This window comes from Fibrisoma limi BUZ 3 (assembly GCF_000296815.2).
GTDB lineage: Bacteria > Bacteroidota > Bacteroidia > Cytophagales > Spirosomataceae > Fibrisoma > Fibrisoma limi.
The window spans coordinates 1,642,731-1,666,382 of the sequence record NZ_CAIT01000009.1 but is presented as its reverse complement, the minus strand read 5'-3'; the positions used below and the strand labels follow the sequence as shown (position 1 = coordinate 1,666,382).

Here is a 23,652-nt window from a genome sequence, read left to right as displayed (position 1 = left end):
CAATTAGAAAAACTTTGATGTCAGCTCCAACAGGAAGCCTTATGGTGTAGCTGCCAACTCTGGAATGAAGCGTGCGCAATTAGGCCAGAATTCTGGGTTTGGCTTGCAGTTTCATATTGCCTAACGTATTACGAGTTGATACGCCTTAAATTGTTTGGTTAGGTTGTGGCGAATAATCTGATCGGCTACATACCGACAGTTGGCTGGTCGTTCTAATCGGTAGGTTATGGCGAACTCATTTAACCGACGGTGAAACGTAGTAGGTGACTCGTCGGCATCTTTCAACAAATCGTAACAGTCTGACTGCATAAGTGGGGTAAAAAATAAATGCTTATAAACTAACAAGTAAACGGCGTGACAAAACTGGTGATAAAGAGATGAGACGTAGTTAAAAGGCAATTAAAGTAGGTTTGTTATTTACAATCGTGTGTGGGCATTAACATAATAGTAACGGGACGAGCGTTTAAAAACTTTTATAAGCTATTCATTAATAGATAGTTAATAGAGCAATGGCATGACATTTGCCTACTTTTGCCCAAAGACTGCTACCTGAGTTATAGGCAGCAGTGTCCATCACACTGATTAGGGCATTATTCTTTTCGATTCTATTATGGAGCAGGAGCAACGAATTGATAGAGCTGTTCACATGTTCAAAGCGATTGCTCATCCCATACGTTTGCAGATTGTGCTTTTATTAAGGCAGCGAAAGGAGCTGACTGCCACGACTATCCAGGAGTACCTGGAGGTAGATCAGTCGCTGACATCACATCACCTGCTCTTCATGAAAAGCAAAGGGTTGTTAACAACTCGTCGGCAGCGTAAGAATGTGTACTACTCCTTAGTCGAGCCAGGTCTGGCCAACAGTATTGCTATGCTGTTGGATACGATTGCCTATGCCTCTTGACAATGAGCCGATTATACAGGTATATAATTGAATCGGCTTACATTTCAACCTTCAAAATCATCAATTCATTCGTTATCTTCGAAGCCCTCATTTAGGAATATCGTGTTAGTAAACTTGCTGTTAACGAGGAGGTTACTAATAGACAAAGGATCAATTATAAGCGGTAAGCCAAAACATATTATCATACCGATTACTCAAACCATACATAATCAGTTTGGACGCATCTGTCTAATGTTGTTTACTTTGCCTAAAGTTCAACTAAATTAGAAACAGACATATGAAAAAATTCTTCGCTTCGTTGGTAGTGGCTTCTTTATTGATGACTTGTACTCAAGCTTTTGCTCAGATGAGCATTGATAAAGGCACTAAATTTTTGAATGCCGGTGTTGGCGTTGGCGGGTACGGATACTATACTGGTGGGGGTGGTGTAGCGCTGACAGCTGCTTTTGACGCAGGTGTAGCACCTAATATTACCGTCGGCGGTGTTGCTGGATACCGGAGTTATGGGAGTGTTTCGACTTACAACTATCGGTCCTTTGACATTGGTGCCCGTGGATCGTATCACTTCAACGAATTGCTTAAGTTAACTAGCGATAAAGTGGATTTATATGCTGGTGTGGGTATTTCGTACTTTTCATTTTCGTACGGAGGCTATCTTGATAACTATGGAACGGTTTATGTCCCTATCCACCTAGGGGCGCGTTATTTGTTTAGTGACAACATCGGTGGCTTTGCAGAACTTGGTTCAAGTCTTGCCACTCTAAAAGTCGGCGTCACCTTCAAATTCTAGTTATTTCACAAACACAAAACCCCCAACGCTCACCAGCGTTGGGGGTTTTGTGTTTACGCTATCGGTTATTCCTTGGCCGGTTCCTGCAAACTCGTCACGCCCATGTTCCAGAGGATGAATGAGTAAATATCGGCCATCGTTTCCAGATTCTTCTTTGTGTTGCTGGCCCCGTGACCGGAGTTTGTATCAATGCGGATCAGTACCGGATTCGACCCTTTGTACGCGTGTTGCAGCGTGGCCGCATACTTGAACGAATGGGTGGGTACAACCCGGTCATCGTGGTCGGCGGTGGTGATCAACGTTGCTGGGTAGTTGGCACCCTCCCGGATGTTATGAATGGGAGAGTAGGCATAAAGTGCCTTAAATTCTTCCGGATTTTCGCTGCTGCCGTAGTCGGCAATCCAGTTCCAGCCAATAGTAAATTTATGGAAACGCAGCATATCCATCACACCTACCTGCGGAATGGCAACGCGGAATAAGTCAGGGCGCTGGTTCATAACTGCTCCAACCAGCAGTCCTCCGTTAGATCCACCCCGAATAGCCAATTTCTGAGGTGAGGTGTATTTCTGAGAAATCAGGTATTCGGCAGCCGTAATGAAGTCGTCAAAAACGTTTTGTTTTTTCAGCTTCATACCCTGCTCGTGCCATTTTTCGCCGTATTCGCCACCACCACGCAGGTTAGCCTGGGCGTAGATGCCACCCTGTTCCAGAAACGGTACCAGCAGCGCGTTAAACGATGGAGGCAGACTGATGTTGAAGCCGCCGTAGCCGTACAGCAGCGTTGGGTTCGTGCCGTCCAACTTCACGCCTTTACGGTACGTTACGAACATGGGAACCTTTGTACCGTCTTTGCTGGTGTAAAAAACCTGTTTGGTTTCATAATCGGCCGGCTTGAAGTTTACCTCCGGGGCTCGAAAAACGGTGCTTTTCCGGGTGGCTATATCGTAGCGATAGATCGTGGGCGGGAACGTAAACGAAGAGAAGTTGTAGAATACGTAGCTATCGTCCTTCTCGCCCCCAAAGCCACTGACAGAGCCGATGGCGGGCATCTCAATCTCGTTTTCGAGCTTACCATTGTAGGCATACACGTACACCCGCGAGGTTACGTCTTTGGCGTATTCCACAAACAGCTTGCCACCGGCCGCGTTGACGCCCCCCTCAGCAATGGGTTCGGGTTTTTCCGGAATAAGCGTGGCGAAAGCTTTTCGTTTTGTATCGTATGCAAGCACTTTTCCGTTAGGTGCCTTCTCGTTCGTCGAAATGATGAGCCGATCGTTGTCGTTGTCAACTACGCTGTAAGTATAGTCTGTGATCTCTGTTACAACCGGTTCAAACGCAGGCTTTGTCGAGCGGGCGTCCAGCGCGTAAAGAGCATTACCATCTTTACCCTGGCCACGATCACTGATTGATAGGATAGCAAACCGTTCGTCGTCGGTTGTGCGGACCAGGTGAAACCGCTGTGGATTTTTCGGGTCTTCGTACACGAGCCGATCGGCCGATTGGGGCGTATTCAGCGTATGGAAAAAAACCTGATGATTTTCATTCTTAGCTGCCAGCGCACTGCCTTCCGGTTTTGGATAGCGGCTGTAGTAGAAGCCGTTACCCTGCCAGGCTGCGTTCGAAATCTTCACCCAGTCAATGGTTTCGGGCAGGTACTGTTTTGTCGTCAGATCCATAACACGGAACTTCTGCCAGTCAGAGCCGCCTTCGGAAAAGCCTACTACGGCATATTTTCCGTCTTTCGACAACTCGAACTCGACCAGACGGGTCGTTCCGTCGGGGGAAAGCGTGTTCGGGTCAATTACAACCTCGGGCGTACCGTTCAGGCTCTTCTGACGATACAAGACCGATTGATTCTGTAACCCGTCGTTTTTGTAGAAGTAGAACCAGTCGCCTTTACGGACCGGAGCCGAGTACTTGGGGTAGTTATAAACTTCTTCCAGCCGTTGCTGTAGTTGACTACGGTACGGAATTTTTGATAAGTAATCGAACGTAACCTGGTTTTGGGCTTTGACCCACTGCGTAGTTTCGGCGGAGCGGTCGTCTTCGAGCCACCGATATGGGTCGGTTATGCGGGTGCCGTGGTACGTATCGACCTGGTCGACACGCCGGGTCTGTGGGTAAGTCAATGATGCTGAGGTAGTAGCGCCTGATGTCTGAGCAAAGGCAGCAAATGAACTTGACATGAGTAGTAAGCCAGTCTGAATATGAAGTCGCATAGGCTCTATTGTTAAAAACCGTATCATTAGATAAAGTTCTGGCTTTTGTCGTGGCAGTGCAATGCCTTTTCCAAAAAGGAGCGAATAATTGAGATCAATCATCCTATTTTGTTGGATTTTTTTTAAATAGTAAGCTCATTTACAAGTATCTTGCCTGGTAGGCTTTCGTCCGAATGACCCGTTGTCGGTATACTGTGATTCGCTGCCTGATTGGCTGGTTTGGGGCGCTGGCGCTACCTGCATGGTCACAGACTGGCCCGACGCTTCGTGTCGATCATATCGGCGTTAACGATGGGTTGACGCAGGGGTCGGTGTATTACATGCTCAAGGATAGCCGGAGCTTTCTGTGGTTTGGTACCCAGGACGGCCTCAACCGCTACGACGGCCATCGTTTCCGAAACTTCCGACCGTCGTCGAATGAACCAGGCCACATCCAGGGCGTCAATATTTTTGGTATTATCGAGGACCCAGACGGTAACCTTTGGGTGGGTACTGAAGCCGGACTGAATCGCTACGATCGGCAGCGTGATCGATTCGCCTGTTTTTACGCAACGAGGCCGGCTATGCAAGGCGAACCAGGACGAAGTCGAAAGCCTGTACTGAGTCGGACGTTACCGTTTTACGTTGATAAAACGGAACTGCTTTATATCAACGATGCTGAAGGACTGGTCCGACTTGACTATCATACGGGCCAGAAAACGATCCTCAATGCCTCGCTCCACCCAACTAAAGAATACGACCTGCAAAGCTCCACCGCCCGTACACCAACGGGCGATGTCTGGCTGCATGCTCCCAAGGGGTTGATGCGGTATAATCTGCGCGACCGAACCCTGCACCACTATTTCAGCGGGTTGCCTGACGACCAGATGGGGCCAGCAAGAGCCGTTTTTTCGTTCTACGTGGATGCCGATGATATAGTCTGGATTGGGTCCAGTTCCGGGTTGATCCGATTTGATTACCGGCAGAAGACGTACCAGACGTATGAAACAATGGGCAATATGCCCCTGAGCCCTATTTACAGTATAGCAGCTGATCAGCGTGGGCGGCTGTGGCTTGGTACTCAGCGCGATGGTGTGTTGTACTTCGATAAGCGCGCTCGAACGTTTGGGCAGGTCAATACGTTCACCAACGATTTCAGGAGGCTGAACGACTTTGAAATCAGCAAAGTTTACGTCGACAATCTCGGTATAATCTGGGCAAACGCTGATCCGGATGGACTGGCTCGCATTGTGCCGGATGCGTTTGTGTTTGGTGGTCTGATCAAGAGCCAGACTGCCACTGAGCTACCCGACGACCAGCGACTGAGCCATTATTCAATCCGAGGGTTTCTGGAAGAGCGGCCCGGCCGATTGTGGGTGGCAACCGAAGACGGGATCAATGTGTTGGACCTGGCTACAAATCGGGTAGTAAGACGCTATCTGATCAATGGTATCCAGGAAATCGAACGACGTAGTAAGCTGCCCATGCATAATCTGATCAAATGCCTGTATCGCGATACGCAACAGCGCATCTGGGTTGGTTCATTGGGAGGGGTACTGCTGTTCAAACCCGAAACCGAAACGTTTGAGCCGGTTCTATTTTCGGCTTCGTCCAGCCTGGTTACCTCCAACTACGTCCGTAACCTGATCAACATAAACGATAGTACGTTGGTAGCCGCGACCGAAGACGGTCTGTATGCCCTGAATACACGTCGGCGCACCTGGTCAGTCCTACCCGTATTGACCGGGTCAAATATTTTCAGTTTGTGGTTCGATGCCCAGGCGCAACGACTTTGGGTCGGTACCTACCTGAACGGGTTTGTTTGCTACCAGCTTTCATCGGCTGCTGGCCCCAGTCAATGGCGACGAATATATGCAGGTCTGAATGGGTACACTGTCCTGCACATCCGGCGGGATGGTAGTCAGCCGAAGCTCTGGTTAGCCACCGATCGTGGCCTGGCTACGTTTGATACGGTTTCTGCTAGAACCGTCTTGTACAGCGTTCAGCACGGAATGGCCAACGCGTTTGTGTATGGTACGCTTTCCGATAGCCGGCAGAAGGTATGGATGAGTACTAACCGGGGCATATCCCGGTTCGATCCATCAACCAGTACGTTCAAGAACTTTACGCTCAGCGATGGGTTGCAGGGATACGAATTCAACGGAAATGCGTTTTGCCGAACGGCTAACGGCGAGTTTTTCTTCGGGGGCGTCAATGGGTTTAACCGGTTCCAGCCGGATCACTACCGCACGAATTCGTTTAATCCCAGGGTGCATATTTACAACCTTCGGATCAACGAAGAACCGTTTGAAACCGAACAAAACGTTGACGAAACCAGTGAGATTGACTTAAGCTACGATCAGAATACCGTATCGCTTGAGTTTGCCGCACTCGACTACTTCAGTAACGGGCATAACACGTACCAGTATCAGCTTACCGGCTATGATGGACAATGGGTTTCAGCCGGCGAACGTAATTACGTGCGGTACGCAAACCTGCCTCCCGACCGGTATGTGTTTCAGGTTAAAGCCGCCGGCCGCGATGGACACTGGGATAGTCAGGTACGTAAATTAATCATTCATATCCGGCCGCCCTTCTGGCAAACGCTGTCGTTCATACTGCTCATGGTGTTAACGGCTGGGTTGCTGGTTTTCGCCTGGATTCGGCGTCGCGAAAACGCCATCCGGCATCAGCAGGCCGATCGGCTCCGGCTCGCCTACGACATACAGGAACAAGTCAAAAAGAGCATAGCTCGTGATCTGCACGATGAAATTGGCACTCGATTAGCGACGCTGAAGCTGTACACGACCCGACTGGCTCAATTCGTTGATGAAACCGCCGAAGTGCGTTCGCTTAAGGAGAACATCTTTGGGCTGATCAGCGATACCATCAGTGACGTACGAGATCTCCTCCGAAAATTAAATCCACAGACGCTGGAGCAGTATGGCTATGTAGCTGCCGTTGAGGAGTTGTTCAATCGCATTAATGCCACCAGTACCGGAACGCTTAACGCCTATCTGGAACTTGCCAATGCACCGGGCGCGGATGTACCGGAGGATGATACCGGCTCAGAAAGTTCGTTGAGTAACCGATTGCCTGCCGACGTGGAAGTAATGCTATACCGGATCACGCAGGAGCTGGTAAATAATTCGCTGAAGCACGCAAACGCCAGCCGGATCGACCTGTCTGTTCAAGGTTTTCCGGATCGGTTGCTGCTGGTGTATGCCGATAATGGACAAGGATTTGACTACGACAAATCCAGGCAGGCTGGTTCCGGGCTTGGCATTGGTAACATTGAATCGCGGGTGGCTATTCTAAACGGGCGGGCCGATTGGCAGACGCAGCCCGGTCGCGGAATCCGTATCACCATCGAAATACCGATTAATCGTACGTACCGGTGGCCGCCTAATAAATCCCAGCCTTTGTCTCAGCCACAATGAGCCGACAGTAGTCCAACGCGGGGAATATGTCCGGAAGGATCATTCAGGAGCATTTTTTCGAAAAGCCGGACAGTTGCGGCTGCATCGCCCTGCGCCCGGTGGCGGTCGGTAAGCGGGATGTTAAGCGATTGACAGAGGTTGCCCAGGCTATAAGAGGGCAGACCTGGAAAGAGCTTTCGGCTAAGGCGTACCGTGCAGAGTGTTCGCCGGAAGTAGTCGCAGCCGAGCCAGTTCAGTTCTTTTCGGATAAAATTGAAGTCGAAGCCAACATTGTGCGCCACGAAGATTGCGTCCTGAGTGATGGTCATCACGTCATTGGCAATATCTTCAAAGGTTGGTTCGTACTGAACCATCTCATCGGTGATACCTGTCAGACGACTGATGAAGGGGGGAATTGGCTGACCCGGGTTCAGGAGGGAATGAAAGGAGTCGACGATCTGATGACCATCGTGACGGAAGATGGCTATTTCAGTTAGGCGGGTAGGGCCTTTTACGCCCCCGGTAGTTTCAACGTCAACGATACAATACACGCCTTAAAGATACGAAAAATATACGTTCGCCGTTGGGCGGAGCAGACTCACTGTCCCGCCTTTATCAACAGCGTATTATCGAGAGGCCTGGAGGGGCCGAAGCTCCATCGGACGACGGGCCACAACTCCCTGCCGTATCAGCCGTAGGGTGTAATCAAGAATGTAGTCACGGTTCAGCATCAGATCATCGTAGGTTCGCTTAACCATGAAATCCGGCTCCACCGTAAAGCCGTTGGCCCGGTCGGCATCCACATCATGCACCAGTTTTTTCAACGGAATCCGGACCTGAATCCGAGAATTGGGAAGCGTAACCATCTTGAAATGACCGGCAAAGTCGCCCCAATAGGCACTGCCACTGGCTTCGCCGATGTAGGTGCCCATGTTTGCATCGAGCGTCTTGGCCAGAACCGATGTCGTTGCCGAGAAGGAAGCCCCGTTGACCAGGAAGTACAGATTGCCCTTAAATTGCTGCTTATGGGGCTTGTAGCGATGCCGCGACGACCGACTGGCAAAACCACCGGCTCCATCAGGCTTGTATCGCAGACTAAAATTCAACGCCGAGAACGGATTCCAGCGAGTCACCAGTTCGGCCCGGGCGGCTTTCTTCATTTGCTCCCGCTGCATGATCGTAAACGAGTTAGGCATCCAGTAGCGAAGCAATTGGGCCGAGTTCAGAACCAGTCCTCCGCCATTGCCCTGCATATCAACGATCAGGTTCTGAACGTTCTGGTCACGAATCTGCTCAAAGGCCTGCTTCAGCCGTCGGTTAAACGACCACTGGAACGGATCGGTTTTCTTAAGCCCCATGAACGACGAGATGCGCAGTACGGCTGTGTGCGTCAACGTATCAACAATCCGAATCGACAGGTTAGGTCGGGTGTCGATCTCGTGGGAGTAACGCCGACGGAAACGCGCCCGGAAGCCGTCAAGTGTCGGGCAGCGTACCCGAGTGTAGCGGGTAGTGGTGTCATTGGGTTGCCGGTAGGAAATAGAAACCGAATCGGCAGAACCAAACCAAGCTGCGTAATAATCAGCGAACTGTACCAGGCTCCACTGCCGACGACCGGTCAGGTTATCACCGTCGGAGCCGGATCGGTCGTGTTCCATTAGTTCGTGATGCAGGCTGGCTACCGTACGACCGTTGATCGTCAGCAGTTCCGTGCCACGTATTAGCGATGTATCGGAGGATACATTGTGCGTAATAAAATAGTTATCGCTGGTACCGACCTGACGGATATAAAATGGAATGAACCGGGTGGATCGTCCAATGTAATTTTTTCGATGGTTCAGGTTTGTATGCCCATCCTTGATTGCGGCAACCAATGGGCTGACGTGATGAAAGAATGTCAGGTAATCCATGGGAGCCGTCAGGCTGTTGTACAGCGAATCATACAACTGTTCCATGCGGGGCTTGGGGGTGTAATACCCAATGCCGGGATGGAGGAGGTCGAGCTTGCGTTTCAGGAAATTAAAATCCTCACGCGCTTCTTTAGGGGTAATCGTTTGCGCAGTTGAAGCATGGACCAACCCAATCCACAGTCCTGCCAGAAACACCAGATGGCCAAATTTCATTGCTTAAAGTCACGGTATAACACCAGGTCTGTCGACATGGTCATGTTGAACCGTGAAGATAAAAAATGGCGAAACAATTTTCAATAAAAATTGTTTACAGTCTCCCTAAAATTTTGTGTCTTCCTGATTCGGCAATGCTAATCGAAGCAACCCGTACAGAAGCAAGCCACTCGGACCAAGCATAAAGCACAGGATCAGGCAGGGGACCAGCCAACCGTGATGAATGCCCCGGGTTTGGCCGTCGCGCAACACGTAACTTCCGGCTACCAGATCGAAAGCCAGATAATGAATCCAGCCAGCTAACACAGCCTCTTTTTGACCGGTGAAAAGTGACTGTACGCCAGCCAATGTCGAAAACGCTCGGAAGTCAAGTCCGGGGCCATTGCCGGATGATGGAATGGTGAAGAGCCAATAGAGATACATGCCTGCCAGGATCATCGGAATTGGCAGCATTCGGGCCAGGAGCTGGGTCATGCGCCATCGAGGGGCAACGATCATCAGCAGCCATTGGGGCAGTACGAGCAGATTGGCGTATTGAAAAGCGGTTTCAGGAGTCATGGTATGGTGGTTTGTCGGTGAAGCTAACCAAAAATTTGCACACATTCCCGAAACGATCACTAAGGGTACATTCGGCCTTGTTTTTTCACACTGTTAACAGTTATCCACATTCACTTGTGGATAACTAGGACTCTGGTTGATAGCACGGACCAGAGCAGCACAGGTATAAAAAAATCCACGCCCGAAGACGTGGACTGTCAACACTTCATTCAGAACAAGCTTACCGGACGGCTCGTCTGTCTGGGTTTCCATCCGGGTCACCAGTTACCGTACCGCTGTAATACAGCCGGCCGGCGTTGGCCAGGAGGATACCCGCTACGTGAGGAGTGGCCATTGACGTGCCGCTTAAAGTCGCGTAGGAGCCGTTCTTATACGTTGACTGGATGCTTACGCCCGGTGCCGAGATGTCGATCGGTGGGTTGCCGTAGTTCGAGAAGCTGGCAAACCGGTTGTTTGAATCGAACGCCGATACGGTATAAATCCGTGAGCCGTTTACCCGGCCCGGCGATGAGTTGTTAGCGTTCCGCGACTCATTACCGGCCGCCAGCGCAAAGTAAATCCCTTTGTTGGAAGCATTCAGAACCGCATTGTCAAGCGCCGATGAGATGCCGCCACCCAGACTCATGTTGGCTACATCGCCTGCCCGGCCATTAGCCGCTACGTAGTCGACACCTGCAATGACACCCGCGTTAGACCCGCTGCCACTACCCGATAAAACCTTGATCGGGATCACCGTCGCACCGGCTGCTACGCCTACTACACCCACTGTGTTGTTGCGGGCTGCAATGGTACCGGCAACGTGTGTACCGTGGCCGTTCAGGTCGTCGGGGGTTGGTTCGGTCGAGATGAAGCTCCGGCCCCGTGTCTGGCTAACGTTCAGGTCTGGGTGATCCAGATCGATACCCGTGTCAATAACCCAGGCTACATTGGAGCCCGTGTAGTTAACCGCCCCACCAATCCGGGTAATCCCCCAGGGGGTCGTCTGGGCCTGAGCTGTTACGCCACCACCCGGCAACCGGAGCTGGATTGTCTGATCCGGCTCCACCGATTCTACAAACGGAAGTCTCTGCAAGATTGCCACTTCCTTGGGCGTCAATGAAACCGCAAAACCTTTCAACGCCGAAACATAGATTTGCTTAGCACGCTGGGCAAGGTCTGATCCGGCAAGACGCGCAATCAGGCCACGCATACCAACAAGCCGGGTTTCGTAAGCGCCCGACTGTTCTGGCAGCAGGTCGGCCAGCGATGCGTCTTCTTTCAGGGTAACAATGTACAGGTCTTCGTCTGCTGATGCTCGTCCCGAAGCATCTCCGGAACTGTACCGCACGAGGTCGTTCGGCACCGGTGTATTTGTACTGACGGCCACAGGTTCGTTTACCTGACAGGAGGCCAGCAAAAGTGGCAGGCATAGGCCTACTAAGGCACTTTTTGAAAAGTGTGACATAAAAGTTCAGAAGGTAAAGTTTGCTTAGATTTTTGTGAGGCCTCGTCTGAAAATTAGAAATTAAAATGATTTGTACAAAATAAAATATGAAAAATGGTAACTTTTTACTATCGTTTTTTAGTTGATATTTTTTTCAAAAGTTGAAGTAGCAACTAGAAATCAGTTATTTATTTCTCAAAACATTAACAAAAAATATTCTATAGAAGCTACAAACAAAACAGAGTAATAAGCGGGTCCTGTTGACCAATCAAAAGCGCCAACGCGCCTGTACTTTTACCTCCGATTTGTGGGGCGCATTTATCTGATCAAGGTCGGAGCCAACCGTCTCCTGATTGGTTAGATCAGTTCTGGCCCAGCGTACCCAAATGTCTACATGGCGATTTAGCGTGTATTGAGCCAACAGGTAATGCCGGACACCCCGGTTGAAGTAAGCCGGAAATGAAAAAGCGTACAGCACGTCGCGTTCATACACGTATTGACGGCTATCGTAGTCGTCGGTACCGAACAGGGCAATGCGCCCACTCAGACTCAAACGGCCCTGCTCAACCGAAATATCCTGTACGAACGCAAACCCGGCGGATGCCGCTTGCCCGCTGTAAGCAAAGTTGCCCAATTGCGCCCGCGACCGTAGTGTAACACTACGCCAGGGGGTATACTCAGCGTTTAGCGCAAGGCTCCGGCGCAAAGTGCCAACGACTTCTTTAGGCGTGGTTTTGCTTCCAGGGCGGTTTTTCTGCTTGTGCTCTTCGTGGTATACGACGTAGAAAGTTGTCCGGCGGTTTGGCGTGTATGTTGTCTGAAGCATGTAGTCATAGCCGCGCGATGGCTTATCGACCAGGTATTTCAGCCATGGGAAACGATAAACGTCGAGGAAACCACTGGCGGTTAAGCGCCGATACACACTGTATTTAAGACCAACGTATGCTCCAGATTCGTTGATAGTTCGACTCCCTTCGCTAAACCCGTTGCTATAAAAGCTGTGAAAATGTCGGTCGTAATGGCGCAGGACTACCGAAAGGTCAAGCCGGCGGGTCAGGCTGGCCAGCACTCCGGCCACACCCCCAATGCCCCCACTGTAAGTTTGCGAACCGGCGCTACGCGCAACTTCGGTAAAGAAATTCAGGTTATGCCAGACGTAGCCCCCGTGGAAACCAACGACAAGGTTTTGTTTGCCGGTAAAGTCGTACTGGTTGTACGGTAGATTGCGCTTTCGGTACGTTTTATCGAACGTAGTGTGCAGGACCGTTAGCCCCAGTTGAAGCTGGTGCCGGTTGTGGTACAGTAAATGTCCGCCCAGGTTGGTTTCGAGAAGGCTGGCGCGGTCATCTAATTCCGATTGCGTTCGGTGCAAGCCGGATGTCAGCAGCGACGTAGCGATGACGCCTTCATCCCCTTTTCCGGTAGTCGTGTTGGCATCCCGGCGGTTACGGGCCGCCAGCAGTGTCAGGTCGAATGTTGGATGCAGGGCATATGTTGCGGTGGCACCCCGGAAATAGCCGTATTCGGTAAGGGATGTGTAGGGACGGGCTCCTATCGTAGGTCGCCGGACGGTCTGTATCGTTTCTGTGCTTTTACCGAGCACAAAACCGGCAGACAGTACCAGACCCTGCCCGGCCTGGACCTGATAATCGCCTGTCAGCAGGTTGCGCCACCGGCCGCGATTTTGCACCTGTGCGTGAAATGATACGTAATCGGCACCGTACCGAGACGCTGACGGCTGCCACCGAAGTACTTCGCCGGGATCTTTTTCCAGGGTGAGGCCGAGGCTGAATGCCCGCGGGCGACTATAACGGTACCGGACGTACCATTGCCCTGAATCGCCCATGTAGCGGGTGGGCATTTTTCCGTTTTTATCGGGTGTCGCGTCAGAAAATCCTTTTTGCTGTTCGAGAATCTGTTCGTAACGTACGATCAGGTAGTTATCGGTTGGCGTCGGTAAACTGCCTAACAGTCGGGTGTCGCTCGCAACGGTCACAAAGAGTAGAAGCCGCCGAATGGTCAGCAGGTCAAAGTCGGGAACGGATTGAAGTTCATACACTGACAGCAGATTGCCATTGTCCGTTCGATACGTAAGCAGATTAGTGAGTTGCCGTTCCGAAAGAAGATACATGGCCGCCAGCTCATCCCGAGTGGCGGTGTTCAGATCGAGCGGGTTGGCGTGTAATTGCGTTAAGGCATCAAAAACCGATTGATAGTCGATGCCCTCCGTTTGTACAGGAAACAGGTCCTGAAGAAATCGATTCAAATCGGCGTCGCGTCGGGGAGTTGGCGTTTGGGCGTAGACAGGCATAGCCAGCAGGCAACCAGCCGCCAGCAGGAGGTACATAGTTCGCAAGATATTCTGTCAAGTTACGGTAACGCCAACAGTCCGGGGCGCATCATCCGGCATTTCTTTTCGGAGGCAAAGAAAAGTATTGGGATGAGGAAACCCCTGACTTTATCATATTTTAATGACTGCCGTAGGTACTTAGGCAAACCGGCGTTTCAGAATTTCAACCAGTTCACTAACCTCGTCGCTGCTCATGTCCCAAAGGTATTGTGAAGCATAGCGGTACGAAATCAGATCGAGGGCCTGTCCGTAATTGTTCATTTTATCCAGTTCCTCAATAGCCTGATTGTAGGCACTGGGGCTGTTGTTGAACAGGTGGTTGATGAACCGGAACTTCTGATTCAGGGAGATACTACGCGCAATGCTTTCGATCGGTGCCCGGTTGAACGATTCGCCAACGGTTGCCTGGGCGGCCGAAGCTGCGGCCTCGCGCAGGCGGTCGTTAAGCGTTGGAGCCGACTCCGTAGCCGCAACAACCGGCGTGCTTTCGGTTGATGTTGGCAGGCTGATGGCTCCGGCCGGCATGGGACTTGGCTGGCTGATGGGAGCTACGGGCTCCGGACCCGCTCCACCATTCAGAAACTTGGGGCCTCCGCCAATGGTTGCCTCTTCTGGCTCGCCGGCTACCGGTACAAATTCGGCCGTTTCCTGTTTGACCTCTGGCTCCGGCATGGCCGGTATGGCCTCTGTTATAGGCTCTGTCGGAACCAGCGGGGCCGGTGGAACCGCCGGTTCGATAGCCGAATCAAAAAACGAACGGTTGGGTGCCGCCGGAATATCATCGGGAACATGGCTGCGGAGTAGTGCGGCTACGTCCATCGGTACTTTCTCCGAAAACAGTGCCACGAACTTATCATAACGCTCGAGTTCATGACCGCGCTGGGTGAGGGCTTCGTCGAGGTAGTTCAGGGCCTGATTGACGTACACGAACGGCTTTCCGTTCATCCGCTGGGCAATGTGAGCCGGAATAAACTTGTTGATGTGCGTGTAGCGGGTGATCTGCTTGAGTGCATCAGCCGTGAGCGTGAAATCGGGCTGGCTACGAAGCAATTCATCAAAGTAATAACGAGGGTCAAAAATCATGATGATCGTCCGACGCGTGGCTTCGGTCAGCAGCGGCTCAAGATGCTCCCGGCGCACCGAAATATGTTGCGAGACAACGTTCATGAAATTCTGTAAAGCCTCTTGCACATCCGCATTCGTATAGTCGAAGTAAGGACTGCGAAACTTTTCAGCATCCGACTTCCATTTGTCAGATAATGTACTGATGACGAACAAATTGATCTGGCTAATGGGCGTTAGTTTCAGAATCTGCTGACCGCTGATTGTGGAATGCTGCTGGTAAAAATCGGCGGCCACCCGGCGGGCATACGACTTGCAATACTCAGTAAGGGCGTTAGCGTTGAACTTGTTCGACATTGGGAAAAGTCTTTATTAACTATCTACTGTCTTAGTTGATTTTGACTATGGATTGTTTATTGGCCACCGCAAATTTCCAGCCACTGGTTTATTGCTGAAAACTACGGTTATTCGGTAGTAATCACAAATATTGTCCCACTGTTGACTTCAATAAGAATCAGTTACCCAAATTTTGTGCGGTAATACGATCGCCTTGCCTAAATAGTCATCGGCAACCGGCTGCTTCATCCTCAAATATACAGTCTGCATCTGTATAAGATAAGTCAGATCAATTTCCTGGTAAGAGCAATGTTGTGAAGTGACGACAAAAGTGTTGTATATAAGTGCTATAGATACGGTAAATAGTAGGAAAGCCCGAGTAAATAAAGCCTGAATTAGTGTCACAATTAACATTTAAAGCAAATTCATGACCAATTAGTAACTATGAAACCATAATGTAATTTTATCCATCGATATTGCGCGTACACGACATGCGCCTTTCAAAGGTTCTTGTTAGTGTGGATGTAATATGAGAAAGCCTGATATCGATGATGTCAGGCTTTTTAATTGATTTTAGCCCAAGAGCTGCCCAAATCTCAATTCATAAAAGCGCTTGTGAAGACCTTGTACATTAGGCGTACAGTAATCTCTGTGAGTCAACCTACACCAAATACCTCCGCCCAAAATTTACAGTATTACCTATTGTAGCCACGTCGATTCTTCGGCAGGGTTTTTACTTTTGTAAAATAGAGACGATGGGTAGTACGCCGTTTTAAGGATCAACTCGTCCGAAAAAGGGGCTTACGCACCCACAATTCAGGAAGAAGGCCGTTTGAACCGGTTCTGGCCGAACAGACGTCTTTCCAACAAACGACACCGTATGTTTATTGAACCTACTCGGCGACGCGAGCCTCCTCATCTCCGTACTGGCTGGATTGAAGCCATTTGTGGCTCCATGTTCTCCGGTAAAACTGAGGAACTGATTCGTCGGCTTAATCGGGCCCGGATTGCCAAACTGAATGTCCGGATTTTTAAGCCTGCCCTCGATACCCGCTACCACGAAGCCGATATCGTGTCGCATAGTGCGCTGTCGATCCAGTCCATACCGGTACATACGGCTGGTCAAATTCTTCAACTGGCGGGCGATTGCGACGTAGTGGGTATTGATGAAGCTCAATTTTTCGATAAAGACATCGTTGCCGTTTGCAATACCCTCGCTAACCAGGGGCAACGGGTGATTGTGGCGGGGCTGGACATGGATTTCGCCGGGCAGCCGTTTGGGTGTATGCCACAGCTACTGTCCATCGCCGAGTACGTGACCAAGGTTCACGCTATCTGTGTCGTTTGTGGCGACATTGCGCAGTATTCTTACCGGCTGGTGCCCTCACAGGAGCGGGTGCTCCTGGGCGAAACCGACAGCTACGAAGCGCGTTGCCGACGCTGCTTTAACCTTGGCGACGAAGCCGGTCGCAAGGAGTGGGCCTACGAAGACGTAAATAATGAATGATGGCCGATGAACGAGTACGGCGCTTTCGTGGTGATCAAACGGGCATGGTGGTTAGCCGCACTACTGTCGTTTATTATTCATACGTCGTCGATGGCCCAGATCGGTACCTGGCGTACGTATGTCAGCTACCGATCGGCTCAGTCGGTGGCCGTTGTGGGAGAGAGCGTCTTCGCAGCCAGTCTAAATGGTTTCTTTTACTACGACAAAGCGTCTGGCGAGACAACCGTACTGACGAAACAAAGCGGCCTGAGCGACGTCGGTATTAGTCGGGTCGTGTATCTTAACGATCAGCAACGCTTACTGATTGCTTACAAAAATGGAAACCTCGATTTCCTTAGCCTGTCGGACACGGGTGAGCCCGGCGATGTAAAAAATGTCAACACCATTGCCGTAGCGCAGCAATTACCCGCTTCCCGGGCAATCAATCACATCAACCGCATTGGCAATACGGCCTACCTCAGTACAGATTTCGGCATAGTCGTGCTTGATCTGATCCGGGACGAAATCCGCGATACATATTTCAGCCGAACGGCCAGCGGACAGCCGGAACCTATTTACCAGACAGCCGCTACAACCGATAGTTTGTTCGCACTGGTTGGACCGCCGGGTGGCACTACCACCAATTTTGAACTGCGGGCGGTCCGGCTGGCACCTACGGTTAATCTGGCCGATCCGGGCAATTGGCGTTCCGTTGCCCGGCCGGGGCCCGTGACGCTATCAATTGTTTCAAACCAGGGGAGGTTGTTCGCTACCGCCAGCCAGCAGGGAATTTTTGAACGACAGGCTGGTCGCTGGTCGCTCACCCAGGCGCTGGCCGATACAACCATTCTTCAATTTCCGAGCCCGGATGGCTTAGTACTGGTCACCGACAATGGCGTCAGACTAGCTAATGGGACGATCATTACCAGTCCGTTGCTTTCGCCTTTGCCACGTGAGGCTGTAGCCGACGGTACCGACCGCGTTTGGGTTGCCGATCAACAGAATGGCCTGCTCGACGTACGTAACGGCACCTTCACCCGGATTGCTCCGGAAGGACCTTCACAGGATCAGTTTGCAAGCTTGTATGCTTACCCGCAAACGATGGTGGCGCTTCCATCAACAACGAATCCGTTGTCGGCCGAAGTGTTCAGCGTACCAGATGGCCGCTGGCAGGCGCTTGCCATTCCCGGTTTTCCGAGCCGCTTCACCTCCGCAGCCTACCTGCCGGCTGAGCAGCGGCTATACCTCGGCAGTAATGGCCGGGGCTTGTGGAGCCAGACCGACGGGCAGCTCGCGCCCGTTACGCTTCCGGCGAGTATTGGCAACACGATTACCAGCCTGAGCGCCGACGTAAACGGTGATTTATGGATGGCTACAACGGCGACGTCGACCTTACGGAACGTATTGCACGTGCGCCGGGCTGATGGTCAGTTCCAGTCGTTTAATATTGGTGGTCAGTTGATTGAGCAGTTGGTAGTCGCTGATAACGGCTACGTCTGGATGCGGCTGAGTTCATTTAGTGGTATTCTGGTTTTTGATCCGGTAACCAACCGCACGCGCTTTCTCGACAGCGGTCCCGGCACTGGTAATCTGCCCAGCAGTGGGGTTCGGGCCATGGCTAAAGACCGTGATGGCGCTATCTGGGTAGGCACCGATCTCGGCGTTACGGTATTCGATAATCCATCGGCCGTACTGGATGGGCGCGTGGATGCAAATCCACCCATACTGAACCGGCGTCGCCTGCTGGCCAACGAACCCATAACGGCCCTCGTGATTGATGGCGGCAACCGCAAGTGGATAGGCACCCAGAATGGGTTGTACCGGGTCGCTCCCGACGGGTCGCAACTGCTCGAGACGTTTACCGCAGCTACCAGTCCGCTACCAGCTAACGCGATCCGGGCACTGGCCGTTGAGCCGGTATCCGGCGAGCTGTTCGTGGCTACAGATCGGGGATTGTTGTCGTACCGGGGAACCGCGACGGAGCCGGCGGAGATGTTGAGTAACCTTACTATTTTCCCTAACCCGGTACGTCCGGATTACGGCGGAACTGTGGGGATCAACGGCTTGACCGATAACGCAACTGTCAAAATTTTCGACGCCGGTGGGCAACTGGTCTACGAAACCCGGTCCGAAGGCGGTACGGCCTCGTGGAACCTCCGCGATTACCGAGGCCGTTCGGCACAGACCGGTGTTTATCTAGTTGTGGTGGTGAGCAGCGATGGGGTAGAGGGCGTTGCCGGAAAATTGGCGGTGGTGCGCTGACTAAACGTATCGATTGTAAATCCAACCCGTTGGCGATTTCGAATATCCTCTCTATAATCCTTGAATCAAATAGCTCATGCTCGTAAACGCTCAGGAACCCGACGCCCTGCAGGATTACCTTCTTCGGATGGGGTGGCTTGGTCCCGATGAAACTATTACCGGTCTCGAAAAACCCGGCGAGGGGAACATGAATTATACCCTCCGGGTCATTACCCCGGTCCGGACGCTGATCGTAAAACAGGCTCGTGCCTACGTTGAAAAATACCCGACCATTCCGGCCCCGGCCGAGCGGGCGGTCATTGAAGGGCGTTTTTATCAGAAAGCGTTAGCCGTACCAATGCTGTCGGCTTATATGCCCGAGCTGATGGGGATGGACGAAGCAAACAGTGTTCTGGTTCTCGAAGACCTTGGTACGTCAAGCGATTACACGTTTCTGTACCAGCCCGGCCGACAACTGAGTGAGGAAGAGACCCAGGCTTTAACAACCTACCTGTCTGAGCTGCACCAGGAGTTTATAAGCACCAAACCAGACCCGGACTTTGCGAACCGGTCCATGCGGGCGTTGAACCACGAACACATTTTCAACTACCCGTTTCTGGAAGACAACGGTTTCGATCTGGATATTATTCAGCCGGGGTTGCAGGCGGTGGCTATGCCGTACAAGCAGGATGCGGCCTTGAAAAAAAACGTTCGTGAGCTGGGCGAACGTTACCTGGCCGACGGCCCGATTCTGCTTCACGGCGATTATTACCCCGGTAGCTGGCTGCAAACCACCGGGGGGGTAAAAGTGATCGATCCCGAGTTTTGCTTCTACGGGCCGGCTGAGTTTGATCTGGGTGTGATGCAGGCGCATCTGATAATGGCCCAACAGTCTGCTTCGATCCGGGATACGGTGACGGCCAATTATGAACGACCCGCCGGTTTTGACGAAACGCTGCTACGTCGGTTTACCGGGGTTGAAATCATGCGTCGGCTTATTGGTTTGGCGCAATTACCGCTGAGTTTATCGCTGGAACAGAAACAGCATCTACTCGAAGACGCCAGGTCATTGCTGGTTTGATAAAAGACCGCTCAGGCAGAAACGTTGCTTACATCAATGCCGGTAGGACACCGGTTTCTTTTTATGACTTTATCCTCAACGACGTCCGGTCCCCGGCGCATCTGGCTCGATACTGACATCATGATTGGCATGAAAGACCAGACACCCCGGGAGGTGGACGATGCCATCGCACTGATGATGGCGCTGCAACATCCAGACAAGGTAGAGCTGGTCGGGATCAGTACGATCACCTACGCAAACTATGGGTATGACGTAACGCAGAAGCTGTTGGCCTGGTACAACAAAACAGGGCGCAATATTCCGGTCTATCGTGGCTCGGATACAGCTAAGGACGTCGGTACCGAAAACGATGCAACCCGGGCACTGGCGGATGCACTACGTACTGAGAAGATGCCGATTCTGGCTATCGGACCAATGACAAACGTAGCAACGGTTGTGCAGAACCACCCGGAACTGATTCCGCAAATCGAAGAAGTGGTTGTCTGCGCGGGTCGGACGCCGGGTTTGCCTTTCAGGCCCGGGCTGGAAAAAATGTCGGTCGGGGATTATAACTTCGAGATGGACCCGGAATCGTTCAAAATCCTGTTCGACGCGGGGCTGAAGATCGTATTATCCGGCTACGAATGCAGTGTGTATCTGTTGCTGGGAAAAACGGACATCGAGTTTTTGAACAACGCAACTGAGTCAGATAAGTGGGTGTACGATCAGCTACGTCCGTGGCAGCAGTTCAACGAGTCGTTGTTTGGCGTTGATGGATTCGTGCCCTGGGACACAACGCCCCTGGGGTATCTGACTCACCCGAATTATTTCAAGTATTTCCACGACATACCGGTTCGGATCAATGTCCGTGCGAGCGATACGGATGCTGAAGGTGATAAACCGTATCTGGAGGTTTCCTACGATTTCAACGACACCCCCTGGCGGGCTACGTACGCCTACAAAACATTGCCGGGTTTTGAGGAGATTGTCATTGAAGACCTGAAGCGGGCTTCGGCTGGCAACCGATGATAGGGCTTAGCGGCCCCGGTCGTCGTTGCTGATCTTCTTGCTTTGTTTGCCACCGCCCGCGGTCATTTGCCCGAATCGCCACTCAAACGTCAGGCGGGCCGAGCGGTTGATAATTGACCAGCGGTTCTCGGCTACGAACGAAGGTGCTTCCTGCCGGTTGACTTGCGTAAAGCCGCGGGCAAACGGGTTATTCAGGCCCAGTGTCAGACTGGCCTTTTTGTCCCAAAATTCCCGTTTAGCCGAAATGCCGTACCATAGCCAGCCGGTCGAATTGCCTTGCAGCGACACCCAGCCCGTGCCATAATTGCCGTTGACCTGTAGGGTGTAATTCCTGGGTAATTTATAGGTGCTGTTGAGGTTGAAGCTCCAGATTAGCCCGCTGTTGCTTTGTTGCAGAGCCGGGCTGTTGAGCGACACGTATCGTCCGTCGATTCCCCCGCTCAGGTTCCAGTCTTTGTTGGGTTGGCCCGACAGGTTGATGTTCAGGCCATAGGCTTTCCGCTGGGCGATGTTCCGCGGGCTGTTGGTCGAAACGCCGGCCGTATCAACTGTCGATAGGTATTCAATGGCGTTGTCGGTTTGCCGCCAGTACAGCGACGAGTTAACCGACATCCCTTTCTTGGTCGTGATGCTATGGGATAATTCCGTCGCGTGCATGAGTTCCGGATTCAGATACGGATTACCGACGTTGATGTTTTTCGGGTCCGCAGCATTTACCCAGGGATTCAGGAACCAGATAAGCGGGCGCGTAATCCGTTGCGTATAGCTAACCTTGACCGTTTGTTGCTTGATTTTCTTGGACAGTGTCAGGCTTGGGATCAGGTTCTGGTAATCCGTCGAGAATTTAGTCTGCGTCGTGATAAAGTCGGCGCGGATGCCTGTATGTTCGAGCCGGGCACCGGCGTTCAGGCTCCAGCCGCGTTTGGTTTCCATCCGCATCGAGGCATAACCGGAGTAGATAAGCTGCGTATAGCCAAAATCATTCGACAGTGCTGGGTTTGCTACAAAAGGTTGGCGACCGTCGGCCGACTGTTCGACCCGGAATTCACTACCAATATCACGCAGGATGGTTTTGGCACCTACTTCAAGCGTAAACGTCGTGGTATCTTTTAGGCCCCGTTTCGCAAACGGATGGGTGTAGTCGGCTTGTACCGTGTATTCTTTGTTACGGCTGTAATTGGTGCTGCGCTCGCGGTATAGCAGCAATTCGCCCGTGATTGAATAGCGGTCAGTATCGTAGAAATAATTGTCGGGCATCCGGCTAAACTGCGTTAAGAGAGAAAACTCCCTGTCGGAGGAAACACCCGTCGGTCGTTTGAATGTCTTGGTATAGCCCAGGTCCAGCTGACCGTTGCCATACGGATTCCGAAACTGAATATTGTTGCGAAACGCTTGTAGCTCGCGCCCGGAGGGGTCCGTTAACTGAACCGTCGAAGTTGAGTTATTGGGGAAATTGCCACCCCAGACATTGGCTGCAAAGTTGATTCGGCTTGTGCTGTCAAAGTCATAATCAGCGCTCATCTCACCGTAGCCGCCCACGCCCCAGTTGTCCATTTGGTTCTGCTGCGTCAGGAAACTCGTTGGTACGCCGTTCTGTAGGCTGGTTCGGCGGGCGATGCTCTCATTAATGTTTCGGTAGTTGTACAGATTGGCCGACAGCGCAACGCCTAGTTTCTTTTTGCGCAGGTTAAGGTTGGTTCCGACTGAATTGTTGAAGTTCCCCGCTGTGGCATTGACGGAGCCATTAAACCCCTGTAAAGCTTTCTTCGTGATGATGTTAATAACCCCGGCAGCCCCTTCGGCATCGTACTTCGCGCCGGGACTGGTGATAACTTCCACTGATTTAATGGTATTGGCCGGCATTTGCCGAAGGGCATCAGCGAGGTTACGGGCCATCATGGCCGAGGGCTTACCGTTGATGAGCACTTTCAGGTTGCTGTTTCCCCGCATCGATACGTTACCATTCAGGTCAACCGTCAGCATCGGTACTTTTCGTAGAACGTCAACCGCCGTACCGCCGGCATTCGAAATGTCTTTCTCGGTATTGTACACCAGACGATCGCCTTTGTCCTCAATCAGCGCTTTCTGGCCCGTAACGTTTACTTCGCCGAGCGTTTTGCCTTCAACTGACAAGGTAACGGTACCCAAATCGAGCGTAGGCTGCGTAGCTGTGAGTTGTAGAGGAAGAGTTTTTGATTGGTACCCAACAAACGACAGTTTGAGCTGGAAACTGCCCAGTGGCAGACTGGGCATGATAAACGCACCGGCTCCATCGGTCGTGGTGCCCGTAATGAGCCTGGTACCATCCAGCAGCGCTACCGTGGCATAGGGCACTGCTTTTGCCGACGTAGAATCAACAATCGTCCCGGAGATTTTTCCGGGGTTTGACGGAGATTGAGCGCTCGCGCTGATAACGCAGCCCAACAGTATAACGATGAGTAGAAAGCGCATAGAGGAGAGAAGGTTAATGGTTGCCGGAGCAAATGTAGAGTGCGGTCAAAAGGCTTGCTTGTGCATTAAGATTATTTAACAGCGGGTGCGGGTTGCTCACGTCCGAATGATGACAAGCCGACCGGTAAGGTTGCTTAGAATCAGAATTTTATTTGTGTCAATTGTCCGGGGCATACATCCAGTCAGCAACTTGGCGTGTCATTTGACGAATCAGCCACTTTT

Annotated in this window: 15 protein-coding genes; 7 read left to right on the top strand and 8 right to left on the bottom strand. The window is 51.7% G+C overall.

What is annotated here, in order from left to right:
- Positions 1-610: 610 nt before the first annotated feature.
- Positions 611-904: an ArsR/SmtB family transcription factor gene (locus BN8_RS26670; protein WP_009285066.1), complete on the top strand. Its 294-nt coding sequence runs from the start codon at positions 611-613 to the stop codon at positions 902-904.
- Between the two features lie 277 nt (positions 905-1,181).
- Positions 1,182-1,694, top strand: a complete 513-nt coding sequence (locus tag BN8_RS26665; protein WP_040006551.1) for a hypothetical protein — start codon at positions 1,182-1,184, stop codon at positions 1,692-1,694.
- Between the two features lie 65 nt (positions 1,695-1,759).
- Here the strand turns inward: BN8_RS26665 and BN8_RS26660 are convergent, their stop codons facing one another.
- Positions 1,760-3,880: a prolyl oligopeptidase family serine peptidase gene (locus tag BN8_RS26660; protein ID WP_085950554.1), complete on the bottom strand. Its 2,121-nt coding sequence runs from the start codon at positions 3,878-3,880 to the stop codon at positions 1,760-1,762.
- A 206-nt stretch (positions 3,881-4,086) separates the two neighbouring features.
- Here BN8_RS26660 and BN8_RS26655 point away from each other — a divergent pair, with 206 nt between their 5' ends.
- Positions 4,087-7,332: a sensor histidine kinase gene (locus tag BN8_RS26655; protein WP_009285063.1), complete on the top strand. Its 3,246-nt coding sequence runs from the start codon at positions 4,087-4,089 to the stop codon at positions 7,330-7,332.
- Here BN8_RS26655 and BN8_RS32630 read toward each other — a convergent pair.
- From BN8_RS32630 to BN8_RS26625, 6 genes are all read right to left on the bottom strand, one after another.
- Positions 7,320-7,862, bottom strand: coding sequence for a 3'-5' exonuclease (locus BN8_RS32630; RefSeq protein WP_009285062.1), 543 nt, complete (start codon positions 7,860-7,862; stop codon positions 7,320-7,322). The two genes, BN8_RS26655 and BN8_RS32630, sit on opposite strands and share 13 nt — an antisense overlap.
- Positions 7,863-7,937: 75 nt before the next feature.
- Positions 7,938-9,434, bottom strand: coding sequence for a S41 family peptidase (locus BN8_RS26645; protein ID WP_009285061.1), 1,497 nt, complete (start codon positions 9,432-9,434; stop codon positions 7,938-7,940).
- Positions 9,435-9,539: 105 nt separating this feature from the next.
- Positions 9,540-9,992 carry an ABA4-like family protein gene (locus BN8_RS26640; protein ID WP_040006546.1) on the bottom strand — a complete coding sequence of 151 codons (453 nt, stop codon included), beginning with the start codon at positions 9,990-9,992 and terminating at the stop codon, positions 9,540-9,542.
- 220 nt (positions 9,993-10,212) lie between these two features.
- Positions 10,213-11,436, bottom strand: a complete 1,224-nt coding sequence (locus BN8_RS26635) for a S8 family serine peptidase (RefSeq protein WP_009285059.1) — start codon at positions 11,434-11,436, stop codon at positions 10,213-10,215.
- Positions 11,437-11,683: 247 nt separating this feature from the next.
- Positions 11,684-13,762 carry a ComEA family DNA-binding protein gene (locus tag BN8_RS26630; RefSeq protein WP_009285058.1) on the bottom strand — a complete coding sequence of 693 codons (2,079 nt, stop codon included), beginning with the start codon at positions 13,760-13,762 and terminating at the stop codon, positions 11,684-11,686.
- Positions 13,763-13,903: 141 nt separating this feature from the next.
- Complete coding sequence (locus BN8_RS26625) at positions 13,904-15,184, bottom strand: DUF8457 domain-containing protein (protein WP_009285057.1); 1,281 nt, start codon at positions 15,182-15,184, stop codon at positions 13,904-13,906.
- An 859-nt stretch (positions 15,185-16,043) separates the two neighbouring features.
- Here BN8_RS26625 and BN8_RS26615 point away from each other — a divergent pair.
- The 4 genes from BN8_RS26615 to BN8_RS26600 all read left to right on the top strand — a co-directional run bounded on the left by BN8_RS26615 (position 16,044) and on the right by BN8_RS26600 (position 20,979).
- Complete coding sequence (locus BN8_RS26615) at positions 16,044-16,670, top strand: thymidine kinase (protein WP_009285056.1); 627 nt, start codon at positions 16,044-16,046, stop codon at positions 16,668-16,670.
- A 6-nt stretch (positions 16,671-16,676) separates the two neighbouring features.
- On the top strand, positions 16,677-18,911 hold the full coding sequence (porZ, locus tag BN8_RS26610; RefSeq protein ID WP_009285055.1) for a type IX secretion system anionic LPS delivery protein PorZ: 2,235 nt from the start codon (positions 16,677-16,679) through the stop codon (positions 18,909-18,911).
- Positions 18,912-18,987: 76 nt separating this feature from the next.
- Positions 18,988-19,971 carry a phosphotransferase gene (locus BN8_RS26605; protein WP_009285054.1) on the top strand — a complete coding sequence of 328 codons (984 nt, stop codon included), beginning with the start codon at positions 18,988-18,990 and terminating at the stop codon, positions 19,969-19,971.
- Positions 19,972-20,034: 63 nt separating this feature from the next.
- Positions 20,035-20,979 carry a nucleoside hydrolase gene (locus BN8_RS26600; protein WP_229368332.1) on the top strand — a complete coding sequence of 315 codons (945 nt, stop codon included), beginning with the start codon at positions 20,035-20,037 and terminating at the stop codon, positions 20,977-20,979.
- Positions 20,980-20,985: 6 nt separating this feature from the next.
- On the opposite strand, the gene BN8_RS26595 is transcribed toward BN8_RS26600, so the two are convergent.
- Entirely contained in the window at positions 20,986-23,430 is a 2,445-nt protein-coding gene (locus tag BN8_RS26595; RefSeq protein WP_009285052.1) for a TonB-dependent receptor, read from the bottom strand.
- Between the last annotated feature and the right edge of the window lie 222 nt (positions 23,431-23,652).

Excerpts from the sequence above, each read along its gene's own strand:
- BN8_RS26615 (WP_009285056.1), top strand. The coding sequence starts at position 16,044 with ATGTTTATTGAACCTACTCGGCGACGCGAGCCTCCTCATCTCCGTACT.
- BN8_RS26655 (WP_009285063.1), top strand. The coding sequence starts at position 4,087 with ATGACCCGTTGTCGGTATACTGTGATTCGCTGCCTGATTGGCTGGTTT.
- BN8_RS26625 (WP_009285057.1), bottom strand. The coding sequence starts at position 15,184 with ATGTCGAACAAGTTCAACGCTAACGCCCTTACTGAGTATTGCAAGTCG.
- BN8_RS26670 (WP_009285066.1), top strand. The coding sequence starts at position 611 with ATGGAGCAGGAGCAACGAATTGATAGAGCTGTTCACATGTTCAAAGCG.
- BN8_RS26660 (WP_085950554.1), bottom strand. The coding sequence starts at position 3,880 with ATGTCAAGTTCATTTGCTGCCTTTGCTCAGACATCAGGCGCTACTACC.
- BN8_RS26645 (WP_009285061.1), bottom strand. The coding sequence starts at position 9,434 with ATGAAATTTGGCCATCTGGTGTTTCTGGCAGGACTGTGGATTGGGTTG.
- BN8_RS26605 (WP_009285054.1), top strand. The coding sequence starts at position 18,988 with ATGCTCGTAAACGCTCAGGAACCCGACGCCCTGCAGGATTACCTTCTT.
- BN8_RS26665 (WP_040006551.1), top strand. The coding sequence starts at position 1,182 with ATGAAAAAATTCTTCGCTTCGTTGGTAGTGGCTTCTTTATTGATGACT.
- BN8_RS26600 (WP_229368332.1), top strand. The coding sequence starts at position 20,035 with ATGACTTTATCCTCAACGACGTCCGGTCCCCGGCGCATCTGGCTCGAT.
- porZ (WP_009285055.1), top strand. The coding sequence starts at position 16,677 with ATGAACGAGTACGGCGCTTTCGTGGTGATCAAACGGGCATGGTGGTTA.
- BN8_RS26635 (WP_009285059.1), bottom strand. The coding sequence starts at position 11,436 with ATGTCACACTTTTCAAAAAGTGCCTTAGTAGGCCTATGCCTGCCACTT.
- BN8_RS26595 (WP_009285052.1), bottom strand. The coding sequence starts at position 23,430 with ATGCGCTTTCTACTCATCGTTATACTGTTGGGCTGCGTTATCAGCGCG.
- BN8_RS26640 (WP_040006546.1), bottom strand. The coding sequence starts at position 9,992 with ATGACTCCTGAAACCGCTTTTCAATACGCCAATCTGCTCGTACTGCCC.
- BN8_RS26630 (WP_009285058.1), bottom strand. The coding sequence starts at position 13,762 with ATGTACCTCCTGCTGGCGGCTGGTTGCCTGCTGGCTATGCCTGTCTAC.